Below are 12762 nucleotides of genomic sequence, written 5' to 3' on the forward strand. Positions count from 1 at the left end.
AGACCCGGCCGGGCTGCAACCCGGCTCAGTCCCACCCGGGCAGCCACAGGTGCATGCGCCAGAACCACTCCGCGACGGGCGCACCCGACCACACCGGGAAGAACCAGATGGAGAGTGCAAGCGCGAAGGCGAGGAACAGGCCGACGGCCGCACGCCGGCCGAGCAGGGTGTCGGAGTCGACGGGCCGAAGCGACGCAGTCGAGGCCGAGTCCTGGATCCCGAGCCGCGGCGCGATCCGGATCCCGCACAGCATGCCGAGCGCGATCGCGAGCGCGAGCGCCGTGAACGGGGTGAGCACGACCGCGTAGAACTGGAAGACCGCGGAGCGGGAGACGGTGAGGACCCACGGCAGCCAGCCCGACAGGAAGCCGACCGCGAGGAACGAGGCGACGAGCACGACGGGATCCCGCCGCCTGAGCGACGCCGCGCGCGCGGCGAGCCAGGCCAACGCGATGAGCGCGAGGAGACCGCCCCAGGTGATGAGCAGGTTCGGGAACGGAGACACCGCCGAGATACACGCGGACCAGGGGCACCCCTCAGACCACCGCGCCTCGTACATGCCGGTCGGCCTGAGCCCGAGAGGCCAGCCGAACGGGCTCGCCTGATACGGGTGGGGCGCGCTCAGCGTGCTGTGCCAGGTGAACATGCTCGAGTGATACGCGAGCAGCTGCGTGAACCAGGAGTCGCTGTCCGACCTGCCCCACGCGCCGGGGGAGACGATCCAGCCGGTCCACGAGGCGAGGTAGGCGATGGCGGCGGCGGGCAGCGCGACGGCGCCCGCGACGCAGGCCTGCGCGAGCGCCCGGAGCGCCGCGAGGCGCTCACCCACCCGGAGTCTGCGGGCCAGGTCGGCGGCGGTCACGAGGATCAGGAAGGCTGCGAGCGGATACAGACCCGACCACTTGACGGCGGCCGCCAAGCCGAAGACGGCCCCTGCGACGAACAGCCAAGGGCGGCCCCACAGGATCGGGATCCGGTCGCTCACCGGCTCGGCCACGGCGCGCTCCGCAGTCCACTCGAGATCCTTCCACACGAGCAGCGCCCCGAGCGCGACGAAGAACGCGAGGAAGCCGTCGAGGATGCTCACTCGGGAGAGAGTGACATGGACGCCATCGAGCGCCAGGATGAGGCCGGCGAAGCAGGCAATGATCATGCTTCGCGAGAGGAGCCAGCCGAGGCGCATCACGATCCCTACCGTGAGCACCCCACACAGCGCCGAGGCGCTGCGCCAGCCCCAGCCGTTGTCGGGTCCGAACACCAGGATCCCGAGCCCAATCAGCCACTTGCCGAGGGGCGGGTGCACCGCCTGCGATGCGATCGCGGAGAAGGCCGAGGCGCGCTCGCCCGCCAGTGACGGCTCGTCGTCAGGCCAGGTCGTCGGGAATCCGTGCGCGAGCTGGCTGATCGCGTCGCGCACGTAGAAGAGCTCGTCGAACACGAGCGTGTTCGGGCGGTCGAGCGCCCAGAAACGGAGCAGCACGGCGATGCCGAGCACGAGGGTCGGCCCGATCCAGCGCAGGTGCCTGCTCGCGAGCATGATCCCAGGCTACCGAGGCCTGCTGCGGAGGAGGCTACGATAGTGGGGTGATTACACGGCTCAGCAACTACTTCCTGAAGACCCTCCGTGAGGATCCCGCAGACGCCGAGGTCGCCAGCCACAAGCTGCTGGTCCGGGCGGGATATATTCGCCGACAGGCGCCGGGAGTGTTCGGCTGGATGCCGCTCGGTCTCAAGGTCAAGGGCAAGCTCGAGCAGATCATCCGCGAGGAGATGCAGGCCGCCGGTGCCCACGAGGTGCACTTCCCCGCGCTGCTGCCGCGCGAGCCCTACGAGGCCACCGGCCGCTGGGATGAGTACGGCGACGCGCTCTTCCGGCTGCAGGATCGCCACGGCGCCGACTACCTCCTCGCGCCCACGCACGAGGAGGCCTTCACCCTGATGGTGAAGGACATCGTGTCGTCGTACAAGGATCTTCCGCTGTCGCTGTTCCAGATCCAGGACAAGTACCGCGACGAGGCCAGGCCGCGCGCCGGGCTGCTGCGCGGTCGCGAGTTCACGATGAAGGACGCCTACTCCTTCGACGCGACTGATGCGGGGCTCGCGGAGAGCTACGAGAAGCAGCGCGACGCCTACGAGCGGATCTTCACGCGGCTCGGTCTCGAGTACGTCATCGTGTCGGCGGATGCCGGCGCCATGGGCGGCTCGCGCAGTGAGGAGTTCCTGCTGCCCACCGCGATCGGCGAGGACACCTTCGTGCGCTCCGCTGGCGGGTACGCCGCGAACGTCGAGGCCTACCAGACCCCGATCCCCGAGGCGCTCCCGATCGAGGGGCTGCCCGAGGCCGTCGTGTTCGACTCTCCCGACACCCCCACGATCGAGACGCTCGTGGCGCACGCGAACGCCACGCTGCCCCGTGCGGACGGCCGCTCATGGGAGGCAGCCGACACGCTCAAGAACGTCGTGCTCGCCATTACGTCGCCCGCGGGGGAGCGCGAGATCGTCGTCGTTGGCATCCCCGGCGACCGCGACGCCGACATGAAGCGCGCCGAGGTCGCGTTCGGTGGCTTCGAGGTCGAGGCCGCGACGGCCGCCGACTTCGCAAAGCATCCCGGCCTGGTCAAGGGCTACATCGGCCCGGTGAAGGGCGATGAGGTCGTGCTGGGCGAGGCGGGATCGACCGGGATCCGGTACCTCCTCGACCCGCGAGTCGTCGCGGGCACCGAGTGGGTGACCGGGGCGAACATCGACGAGAAGCACGTCGCGCACCTCGTCGCCGGTCGCGACTTCGTCGGTGACGGCATCGCCGACATTGCTTCGGTGCGCGATGGGGATCCGGCGCCCGACGGATCGGGCCCGATCGAGACCGCCCGCGGCATGGAGATCGGCCACGTCTTCCAGCTTGGTCGCAAGTATGCCGAGGCGCTCGGGCTCAAGGTGCTCGACGAGAACGGCAAGCTTGTGACGGTGACGATGGGCTCCTACGGGATCGGCGTGACCCGGATCATGGCCATCCTCGCCGAGCTGCACCACGACGATCGGGGGCTGATCTGGCCCGCGGCGATCGCGCCGTTCGACGTGCACGTCGTTGCGACCGGCAAGGACGAGGCGGTCTACGAGATCGCCGGCCTCCTGGCGTCGACGCTTGACGAGGCAGGTGTCGAGGTCATCTTCGACGACCGTCCGAAGGTGTCTCCCGGCGTGAAGTTCGGTGACGCCGAGCTCCTCGGGGTGCCCAAGGTCGTCGTGATCGGTCGCGACGCCGCCGAGGGCTTCGCCGAGGTGTGGGACCGCGCCGCTGGCACGAAGGAGAAGGTCGCGATTGTCGACGTTCCCGAGCTGTTCGGGGTGCGGCGCTGACGCGGTCGATCGCGTCCTGAGCGTCTGTGAACGGGGTGCCGCCTTCGGGCGGCGCCCCGTTTTCTCGTTCTGGCCGGGTGCCGCTGACCGCGAGGGACGCTGGCGAGGATGCTCGCTCACAGGAGGCCGGATCGCCGGGGCGCCGCCCGAGTAATCCACACTTTGGGCCGCGCGGCCCCAGGGCTCGGCCGCGCGACATAGCTTCGAGGCGTCGGCGGGTTCCCGTCGCATTCACCGACAGGATCGCGAACCGTGGGGGCGCTTCGCGCGGATCGAAGGAGCGAAACATGGCAAACATCAGGATCTCCTATGCCGAAATGGAGGAGTCTGCTGCCCGGCTGGGGGTCGGTCGGGACGAGATCACGGATCAGCTCAGCTCGCTGCGTTCGCAGATCGAAGCCCTCGTCTCGGGCGGCTTCGTAACGGACCAGGCCTCGGGGAGGTTCAGTTCCGCGTTTCTGGAGTACACGGCGAGCGCGAACACCGTGATCGCGAGGCTCGCGGAGATCCAGGACTTCCTGCTGCAGACGGCGAACGCGATGCGTGACATGGACGCGCAGATCGCCGCGCGGATCGCATGAGCTCGGCGTGAGGGATGCATGTGGTGGACCGACTGCGCTGGGAAGACCAAGAACTGCTCGCGGTGGGAGCGGCGCTCGGGGACGCGGCTTCCGCGCTCGGGCACTGCGGGAATCCGCCGAGACCAGGGCCGCTGCTGGGTGGCGCCGCACTGGGCTCCGGAGTTGCGGACTACCTGAATGGGCTCGGGATCGCGCTGCGCGCGCTCGCAGCCGGGGCACACACCGGCCGCTCGGCGCTGCTCGACCTGGCGGGGGAGAGCTCGGAGCTGGATGCGCGTGCTGCGGCAGCACTCGGTGGCGGCAGCCGCGGCGGCCAGCGGTGATCTGGCCGCCCGCCTCAGCCGAAAGTACCGGCGACTTCCCGCCTCCCTCTCCGCTGCAGGGCGACCCCGCCGAAGCGGCAGCCTGGGCCGATCACCTCCGCTCGGTGGGCGGCCACCTGCTCGATTACACCTGGCAGGTCCAGTTCGCGCTCCGCACGCTGAGCGGGCTGAGCGGGCGCGCGGTCGAGCGGATCGGGCGGGGGCTCGATTCGGACCTGCTGCCGGGGGCCGCACTGGTGTCGGGAAGCGTCGGCGAGGCGGAGCGCGCGGTCCGGGTCTTCGCCGAAGCTGCCGAAGGCTGGGGCAGACGCGGGCGCGGGATTCTGCTGCGGGCAGACGGGCGACTCCGGACGATCGGCGCGACGGCATCGCGCGTGTGCGCGATGGCGGACGCGATCGGGGTCACCGGCCCCAGCACCTGGCGAGAGGCGCCGCAGGCCCGACTGCCCGCGCCGGGTGCCGGCAGTTGGGGGTCCGAGGGAATGGGAGGCGCCATGGCTGCCCGCTGGGAGGCCGCTTGGGCGCTCGCAGCCGTGGCCTGGCAGCGGGCGTTGGACGGGCTCGCCGCCGATGCTGCCGAGTGGCGGCGGCTGCAGGAGGTCCGTGCGGAGGCGGAACGCAGGGTGCTCTCGGCCCTCGCCGTGACCTCGCTCGGCAGGCTGCTCGGTGCGGCGGAGACGGCGGCTGCGGGCGCCGCCCCGTTCCTGGCGTTCGCCCTGACGGGCACTCACCACGGACGAGGACCAGCTTCTCGGCGCGCGGCGCCCGCGGGGCTGAACGCCGTGCTCGGGCCCGGAGCGTTGTCGGCGGCCGGGCGCGCGCAGGCGTGGAGGCAGCTCGGACTGGGGGCGGCCGACGTCGCGACGCTCCCGGTGCGGCAAATGGTCGCGATCGCGCGCGCCACCGCGCTGCCCGCGTGGGCGCGCGAGGCGGCATCGCTCGAACTGCTGCACCTGGCGATCTCCTCACCGGCTGCCGTGCACGGTGAGCTGGGATTCGTCGGCAGCGGAATCGGTGTCGCAGAGCTCCGCGCTGACGCCCTGCGGGTCCACGAAGCCTGGCGCGCCGCGCACGACGAGGCGCGCCTCCTGAAAGGGCGGCCGCCGGTCCAGCTCGTCGGCCTCGGCAACCACGACGGCGCGCTTACTGCCGCAATCGTCTTCGGCGACCTCGATCGCGCGACGCGCGTCGGGGTCAACGTCTCAGGAATGAACTCCGGCGCGTCGAGCATCGGCTCCGACGCGGGGGGCGGGGCCGCGCTCTTTCGTGCGGCGCAGGCGCACCCGGGAGCATCGGGGGTCGCGACCGTCACGTGGATCGGCTACCGCGCGCCCGACGCGACGGAGGTGAACGGCATGGCGAGAGCGGAGGCGGGCGGGCGGGAGCTTGCCGCGTTTCTCGACGGCCTGCGCGCAAGCCGTGGGCCGGGAGAACCGCCGATCGAGCGACTCAGCGTATTCGCGCACTCCTACGGTTCCACGACCGCCGCAGTCGCGCTTCAGCACTCCGGATCCCGCGTCGACGCGTTCGTCACCTACGGCTCAGCGGGGTTCCCCACGGGGGTCGCGCCCGGCGCGCTGCACGCGGACCGGGTCTTTGCCACGCACGCCCCGGGGGATCAGACCGCCGGGTTCGGGCGCCTCGGATCTCACCCGATCGATCCGAGACGACTTGAGGGGGTGACCGTGCTCTCTGCCGAGGGCGGTGACGGCTTCCTGCGTGTATCGTCGCACGACATGCACACGGAGGGCGTCGCGCCGAGCCCGCTCAACTGGGGCGGTAAGACCGGATACCTCACCCAGGGCACGCGCTCCGCAGCCGCCATGGGTGGCATTCTCCTGGATGGGGTGCCGCGATGATTCGGGCGCGGGATCGCCGCGCCATCACCGCCGGCACCCTCGCGATCGCCGTCGCGGCGATCGCGGCCCTCCTCCTCAACGCCTGCTCCGGTCCCGCCACGGCTGAGGTGGACGCGGGTGGGATGCCCCGGGGTGAGGCGCTCGGGCGGCCACTCCGCGAGCAGTTCGAGCTCGTGCGGCAGCGCGACGAGCGCATGCGCGAAATCCTCCGCGACGTGCAGCTCGCGCTCTCAGGGAAGGACGTCGAGTGGGAGTGGGGGCAGAAAGGGGTGGGGCCGATCGGTGGCCGGAACGCATACGCGTTCCCGGAAATGACGGAGGAGAACAGCTACTTCCTCATGATGCAGCGGATGCTCCCGGCCGGGATCCCGGCCGAAGCGCCGGTGCAGCGCCGCAGTCTCGGGCCGGTGCTGGAACTCGCGGAGGCCGAGGGATGGCGCAGCGACGCTGAGGGCGACGGCCGGTCACTCCACACGCTGCACATCGACACCGGGGAGGGGGTTCGCCTGCGGTGCGAGATGTTTCCTGACGGGGGCCTGCTCGTGGAAATCATGAGCGAGACCTACTGGGGCGATGCGCCTCGCCTGCTGCGCGACATCGTCGGCAGGCTGCCGGACGAACAGCTCGCGGTCGAGCACTCACGGCCCGGCGTCTACATGCGCTTCCCCGATTGGGAGGACCCCATCGTGTTTCTGCCGGGGACCCCGCCCGACGAGGACGGCGCGCAGGCGGTTGGCCCGCGCCTCCAGCACCAGGAGCTGGGGCCGAGTCGAGCCGACTGAGGTAGACTCAACGCTTCATCCGTGTGCGGATGCATAGCTGAATAGACATCTCAATACCCGAGGAGGCCCGCTGTGAAGATCGAGCTCGTCACGCTGCGACAGATTGAGCGCGAGAAGGAGATCCCCTTCGACGAACTGGTGGAAATCATTGAGCAGGCGATCCAGTCTGCCTACCTGCGCCACGCAGAGAACCAGAACATCCCGGTGCCCAAGGAGGACGAGGTCCGCGTCACGCTCGACCGGAAGTCCGGCGAGATCTCCGTGCTCGTGCCCGAGGTCGACGACGAGGGCCGCGTGATCGGCGAGGCCTACATCACGACCGACGAGTTCGGCCGCGTCGCCTCCAGCGCCGCGAAGCAGGTCATCAACCAGCGCCTGCGCGACCTGACCGACGACGCCGTGCTCGGCACCTTCAAGGACAAGGAGGGCCAAATCGTCTCCGGCGTCGTGCAGCAGGGCCCGAACCCCCGCATGGTGCACGTCGACCTCGGCGAACTCGAGGCGATCCTGCCCCCCGAAGAGCAGGTACCCGGCGAGAAGTACGCCCACGGCACGCGCATGCGCGTCTACGTGACGAGCGTCTCGAAGGGCACGAAGGGCCCGCAGGTCGTGGTCTCGCGCACCCACCCGGGCCTCGTCCGTAAGCTCTTCGAGCGGGAGGTGCCCGAGCTCGCCGAAGGACTCGTCGAAATCGTGTCGCTCGCGCGCGAGGCCGGCCACCGCACCAAGGTCGCCGTCCGCGCGAAGCAGGCCGGAATCAACGCCAAGGGCACCTGCATCGGCGAGATGGGAAGCCGCGTCCGCGCCGTCATGAGCGAGCTGGGCGAGGAGAAGATCGACATCGTCGATTACTCGCCCGAGCTGCCGACGTTTGTGGCGAACGCGCTCTCGCCGGCGAAGGTGACCGACGTTTTCATGCTCAACGCCTCGCTCAAGCAGGTGCGGGCCCTCGTGCCGGACTTCCAGCTCTCCCTCGCGATCGGCAAGGAGGGCCAGAACGCGCGCCTCGCGGCGAAACTCACCGGCGCAAAGATCGACATTCAGCCCGACTCGATCATGAACGATTGATCGCGAACGACTGACACACCCGGCCGGCCCGGGACGCGGGAAGCGCAGCGCGCCAGCCCGCCTCCCGGGAATCCGGCTGTGAGGATTCCCCTGAAGAGGAACAGGAAGGCGGAAGCTGGTAGGATGGATGCGGTTCGGACCTGTGTTGCGTGTCGCACACGTGCCTCGCGCGCAGATCTGCTTCGGATCGTGTTGCACGGAGACCGGCTTGTTGTCGATGATCGCGCGATTCTTCCGGGGCGGGGAGCCTGGGTTCATCCCACGGCTCGCTGTCTGGATCTTGCGGTGTCGCGCAGAGCATTTCTGCGCGCACTGAAGGTATCGGGGAAGCCCGATACCAGCCCCCTAGAGAACAGGCTGAAATTACTCATGGACATCTAATGAGCGGCTCACGATGAGGCCCGTCCGATAATTATGGTTCTCGCCTGTCTGGCGTGAACCCAGACAGGAGAAAAGTGGCAAACCCACGCGTACACGAGATCGCTGCGGAGATCGGTGTCGATAGCAAGGTCGTCCTGGCCAAGCTGAAGGAAATGGGCGAGTTCGTCAAGGCGTCCTCGTCCAGCGTCGCGCCCCCGGTGGCGCGCAAGGTCAAGGCGGCCCTCGAGTCCGAGGGCGTGGCCAAGGCGCAGGGCGATTCCGCCCCGAAGGCAGCGGGCTCGAAGCCCGGCCCGAAGCCCGGGCCCAAGCCGGCAGCGCCGAAGGCAGCAGAGCCCGCGCAGGCGGAGCAGAAGCCCGCCGCCGACTCGAAGCCCGCGCCGGCGAAGCCGGCCGCGTCGAAGCCCGGTGCTCCCGCGGCGAAGCCCGCCGGCGCGAAGCCCGGTGCTCCCGCCGCGAAGCCAGCGGCAGGCAAGCCCGCGGATCAGGCGAAGCCAGGCAGCAAGCCCGGCGCGCCGAAGCCCGGCGCCCCCAAGCCCTCCGGGCCCCGCCCGGGCAACAACCCGTTCGCCTCGAGCCAGGGCATGGGCATTCCCCGTCCCCCTCGCCCGGGCAACAACCCGTTCGCCCCGAACCAGGGCATGGGGCGTGGCGGCAACCGCCCGAACCCCGGCAACATCCCGCGGCCCGCTCCGCGCCCCCAGGGCGCAGGCGCAGGCGCAGGTCGTCCCGGCGGCCCCGGTCGTCCGGGTGGCGGCGGTCGTCCGGGTGGTGGCGGCGGCTTCAACCGTCCCGGCGGCGGCCCCGGCGGTGGCGCAGGCGGAGCGGGCACTGGCTTCGGTCCCCGCCCCGGTGGCGGCTTCGCGGGCCGTGGCCGCGGTGGCCGCGGCGCTGGCACGGCCGGCGCGTTCGGCCGCGGCGGCTCCAAGAGCAAGGCGCGCAAGTCGAAGCGGGCGAAGCGGCAAGAGTTCGAGATGCGGGAGGCCCCGTCGCTCGGCGGCGTGAGCGTACCCCGCGGAAACGGCTCAACCCCGATCCGTCTGCGCCGCGGCGCATCGCTCTCCGACTTCGCGGACAAGATCAACACGAGCGCTTCGAACCTCGTCACCATCCTGTTCCACCTCGGTGAAATGGCGACGGCGACGGAGTCGCTCGACGAGGCGACGTTCGAGATCCTCGGCGAGGAGCTGGGCTACAAGATCCAGGTCGTTTCGCCGGAGGACGAGGACCGCGAGCTGCTCGAGGGCTTCGACATCGACATCGATGCCGAGCTCGAGGCAGAGGGCGACGACGTGCTCCAGGCCCGTCCGCCCGTCGTCACGGTCATGGGCCACGTCGACCACGGTAAGACCCGGCTGCTCGACGCGATCCGCCAGGCGAACGTGGGCGGCGGCGAGGCCGGTGGCATCACGCAGCACATCGGTGCGTACCAGGTGCACACCGAGCACGACGGCGTCGAGCGCGCGCTGACCTTCATCGATACCCCGGGTCACGAGGCGTTCACCGCGATGCGTGCCCGTGGTGCGCAGGTGACCGACATCGCGATCCTCGTGGTCGCGGCCGACGACGGCATCATGCCGCAGACGATTGAGGCGCTGAACCACGCGCAGTCGGCGAACGTGCCGATCGTGGTCGCGGTCAACAAGATCGACAAGGAGGGCGCGAACCCGGAGAAGGTGCGTCAGCAGCTCACCGAGTTCGGCCTGGTCGCCGAGGAGTGGGGCGGCGACGTCATGTTTGTCGACGTCTCCGCGAAGAACAACATCGGCATCAACGATCTGCTCGACGCGGTGCTCCTCACGGCGGACGCGGGTCTGGACCTGCGTGCGAACCCCGACAAGGAGGCTCGTGGCGTCGCCATCGAGGCGAAGCTCGACAAGGGTCGCGGCTCGGTCGCGACCGTGCTCATCCAGTCGGGTACGCTCCGCGTCGGTGACGCGATCGTCGCGGGCACGGCCTATGGCCGCGTGCGTGCGATGAGCGACGAGAACGGTGATGCGGTCGCCGAGGCGCTGCCCTCGCGTCCGGTGCAGGTGCAGGGTCTCTCGAGCGTTCCGCGCGCGGGCGACAACTTCATCGTCACCACCGAGGACCGCACGGCCCGCCAGATCGCCGAGAAGCGCGAGGCGGCGGAGCGCAACGCTCAGCTCGCCAAGGCTCGCAAGCGCATCAGCCTGGAGGAGTTCACGAAGGCGCTCGAGGATGGCAAGGTCGAGTCGCTCAACCTCATCATCAAGGGTGACGTGTCGGGTGCCGTTGAGGCGCTCGAGGAGTCGCTGATGAAGATCGAGGTCGACGACTCGGTCCAGCTCCGGATCCTGCACCGCGGCGTCGGCGCGATCACGGAGAGCGACGTGGATCTCGCGACGATCGACAACGCGATCGTCATCGGCTTCAACGTGCGCCCCGATGTCAAGGCGCGCGAGCGCGCCGCCCGCGAGGGAATCGACATCCGCTTCTACAACGTCATCTACAACGCGCTCGACGACATCGAGAACTCGCTCAAGGGCATGCTCAAGCCCGAGTACGAGGAGGTCCAGTCGGGTGTGGCGGAGATCCGCGAGGTGTTCCGTTCCTCCAAGTTCGGCAACATCGCCGGTGTCATCGTCCGCAGCGGCACGATCACGCGCAACGCCAAGGCGCGCGTCATCCGCGAGGGTGTGGTGCTCGCCGACGGGCTCGCGATCGAGTCGCTGCGCCGGTTCAAGGACGACGTCACCGAAGTCAAGACCGACTTCGAGTGTGGCATCGGCCTCGGCAAGTTCAACGACATCCAGATCGGTGACGAGATCGAGACGACCGAGATGGTCGAGAAGCCCCGCGACTAGCGGATAGGCAGAGAAACGGGCCGGGAGCAGAAGCTTCCGGCCCGTTTTCTGTGCGCTCCCCGACGGCGGGCGGCTAGCCCTGCTGCACGCGAATGAGATTCTGCGCAGGATCCCGGAACGCGCAGTCGCGGGCGCCCCAGGGCTGCTCGACGACCTCCTGCACGATCTCTGCGCCAGCAGCACGAGCGCGCTCGAGCACCCCCTCGACGTCGTCGCTCGTGAGCAGGATCCGGGCCCATGCGCCCTTCGCGATGAGACCGGCGATGACCGCCTTCTCCTCGTCGCTGAGGTTCGGGTCGAGGGCGGACGGCTCGAGCACGATGCTCGTGTCGTCCTGGCCGGGCGCGCCGAGGGTGAGCCAGCGCATGCGGCCCTCCCCGACGTCGAGCCGGAGCTCGAAGCCGAGGGCGTCGCGGTAGAAGGCGAGCGACGCATCGGCGTCGATGTGCGGGAGGAACGAGGTGGTGATCTGGATACTCATGGCGCCACGGTACTCCTCGGAAACGAAAAGGCCCCGCATCTCGGGTGAGGAGACACGGGGCCGGATCGCCGCCAGCGCGTCAGACGTCGAAGCGACGCCCCGCGGGATTCGACGACATCACCGTGAAGACGATCAGGATCAGCCCGCCAACGTAGGGGATGAGCGACAGGAAATAGAAGGGCCCTGCGAAGTTCGCGTCGTGCAGTCGGCGCCACGTGATCGCGATGCTCGGCACCAGGATCCCGAGAGTGATCAGGAGCAAGAGCCCGGCACCGATGAGGAGGAGCGCGATGCCGGCCGGGCTCGGGCCTGACGAATAGCTGTAGCTATCGGTCGCGTAGTCGTAGCTCGACGGCGAGGAGGTCACGCCCATCACGATGGCCCCCGCGATGTAGAGGATGAGCGGCAGCAGCATCACGAGGAACGAGAAGAGCGCGACCCACCAGTACTCGCTGCGAGAGGCGCGGCCCGAGAAGCGTGCGTAGGACTTGAAGAAGCGCTTGACGGCCTGCGAGAAGGTCGCGCCGTAGAGCGGCCGCGTCAGATCCTCAGGATCGCTCGCGCCGTTGAACGGCTCGCCGGGACCGGCGGGCGGGTACGGGCCCGCGGGCGAGGCGTAGGCGCCCGGCTGGCCCTGCGGCGCCACGTACTGCGGGTTCTGGTAGCCGCCGGGGGCCTGCTGCCCGTAGCTCGGCTGCCCGTAGCCGGGCTGCCCGTAGCTCGGCTGCCCGTAGCCGGGCGTCTGCGGCGGGCCGTAGCTCGGCTGCTGCGAGGCCTGGGGAGCCTGCGGAGCCTGGGGGGACTGGGGCGTCTGCGGCGCGGCCGGAGGAGCGTAGCGCGGCGCGCTCGGTGGCGCGGCAGGGGCGTCCGGCGCGGCGGGGGCCTCCGGTGTGGCCGGGGCGTCCGCGGTGGCGTCGTCCTGACCGGGGGTTCCTTCGGTGTTCCGGGGCTCTTCCGGGAACGGCGGGTTCGTCATGGGCTATTCCTCCTCCATGGCTCCTGCCACGATTGATCTATCCTCACTCATCGTAGTTGCATAGCATGATCCCGAACTACGAGAGGGCGATTCTCGGCGCTTACATGACGACTTGCCAGCCCCGTCCGG

The 12762-nt window shown here is 69.8% G+C and carries 11 protein-coding genes; 8 read left to right on the plus strand and 3 right to left on the minus strand.

The genetic code is table 11. The features are described from left to right. Positions 1-25: 25 nt before the first annotated feature. Positions 26-1537, minus strand: coding sequence for a dolichyl-phosphate-mannose--protein mannosyltransferase (locus tag ACOPJ3_RS04460; RefSeq protein ID WP_427870633.1), 1512 nt, complete (start codon positions 1535-1537; stop codon positions 26-28). Positions 1538-1584: 47 nt separating this feature from the next. On the opposite strand from ACOPJ3_RS04460, the gene ACOPJ3_RS04465 reads away from it, so the two are divergent. The 8 genes from ACOPJ3_RS04465 (at position 1585) to infB (ending at position 11176) form a co-directional block, all read left to right on the plus strand. Then, positions 1585-3357: a proline--tRNA ligase gene (locus ACOPJ3_RS04465; protein WP_427870634.1), complete on the plus strand. Its 1773-nt coding sequence runs from the start codon at positions 1585-1587 to the stop codon at positions 3355-3357. Positions 3358-3644: 287 nt separating this feature from the next. After that, positions 3645-3938, plus strand: coding sequence for a WXG100 family type VII secretion target (locus tag ACOPJ3_RS04470; RefSeq protein WP_427870635.1), 294 nt, complete (start codon positions 3645-3647; stop codon positions 3936-3938). 23 nt (positions 3939-3961) lie between these two features. Further along, positions 3962-4261: a hypothetical protein gene (locus tag ACOPJ3_RS04475; RefSeq protein WP_427870636.1), complete on the plus strand. Its 300-nt coding sequence runs from the start codon at positions 3962-3964 to the stop codon at positions 4259-4261. After that, positions 4258-6120 carry an alpha/beta hydrolase gene (locus tag ACOPJ3_RS04480; RefSeq protein ID WP_427870637.1) on the plus strand — a complete coding sequence of 621 codons (1863 nt, stop codon included), beginning with the start codon at positions 4258-4260 and terminating at the stop codon, positions 6118-6120. Before ACOPJ3_RS04475 ends, ACOPJ3_RS04480 begins: the two co-directional genes overlap by 4 nt. Then, positions 6117-6902, plus strand: coding sequence for a hypothetical protein (locus ACOPJ3_RS04485; RefSeq protein WP_427870638.1), 786 nt, complete (start codon positions 6117-6119; stop codon positions 6900-6902). The genes ACOPJ3_RS04480 and ACOPJ3_RS04485 overlap by 4 nt, the downstream gene beginning before the upstream one ends. A 72-nt stretch (positions 6903-6974) precedes the next feature. After that, complete coding sequence (gene nusA, locus ACOPJ3_RS04490) at positions 6975-7970, plus strand: transcription termination factor NusA (protein ID WP_427870639.1); 996 nt, start codon at positions 6975-6977, stop codon at positions 7968-7970. A 123-nt stretch (positions 7971-8093) separates the two neighbouring features. Beyond that, positions 8094-8351, plus strand: a complete 258-nt coding sequence (locus ACOPJ3_RS04495; RefSeq protein ID WP_427871171.1) for a YlxR family protein — start codon at positions 8094-8096, stop codon at positions 8349-8351. A 74-nt stretch (positions 8352-8425) separates the two neighbouring features. Next, positions 8426-11176 carry a translation initiation factor IF-2 gene (gene infB, locus ACOPJ3_RS04500; RefSeq protein WP_427870640.1) on the plus strand — a complete coding sequence of 917 codons (2751 nt, stop codon included), beginning with the start codon at positions 8426-8428 and terminating at the stop codon, positions 11174-11176. A 73-nt stretch (positions 11177-11249) separates the two neighbouring features. Here the strand turns inward: infB and ACOPJ3_RS04505 are convergent, their stop codons facing one another. Further along, a complete protein-coding gene (locus ACOPJ3_RS04505; RefSeq protein ID WP_427870641.1) occupies positions 11250-11657 on the minus strand; it encodes a VOC family protein in 408 nt (135 codons plus the stop codon). Positions 11658-11736: 79 nt separating this feature from the next. Next, on the minus strand, positions 11737-12633 hold the full coding sequence (locus tag ACOPJ3_RS04510; protein WP_427870642.1) for a DUF805 domain-containing protein: 897 nt from the start codon (positions 12631-12633) through the stop codon (positions 11737-11739). Positions 12634-12762: the final 129 nt, after the last annotated feature.

The organism is Leucobacter luti (assembly GCF_050310065.1).
GTDB classification, from domain to species: Bacteria; Actinomycetota; Actinomycetes; order Actinomycetales; family Microbacteriaceae; genus Leucobacter; species Leucobacter luti_B.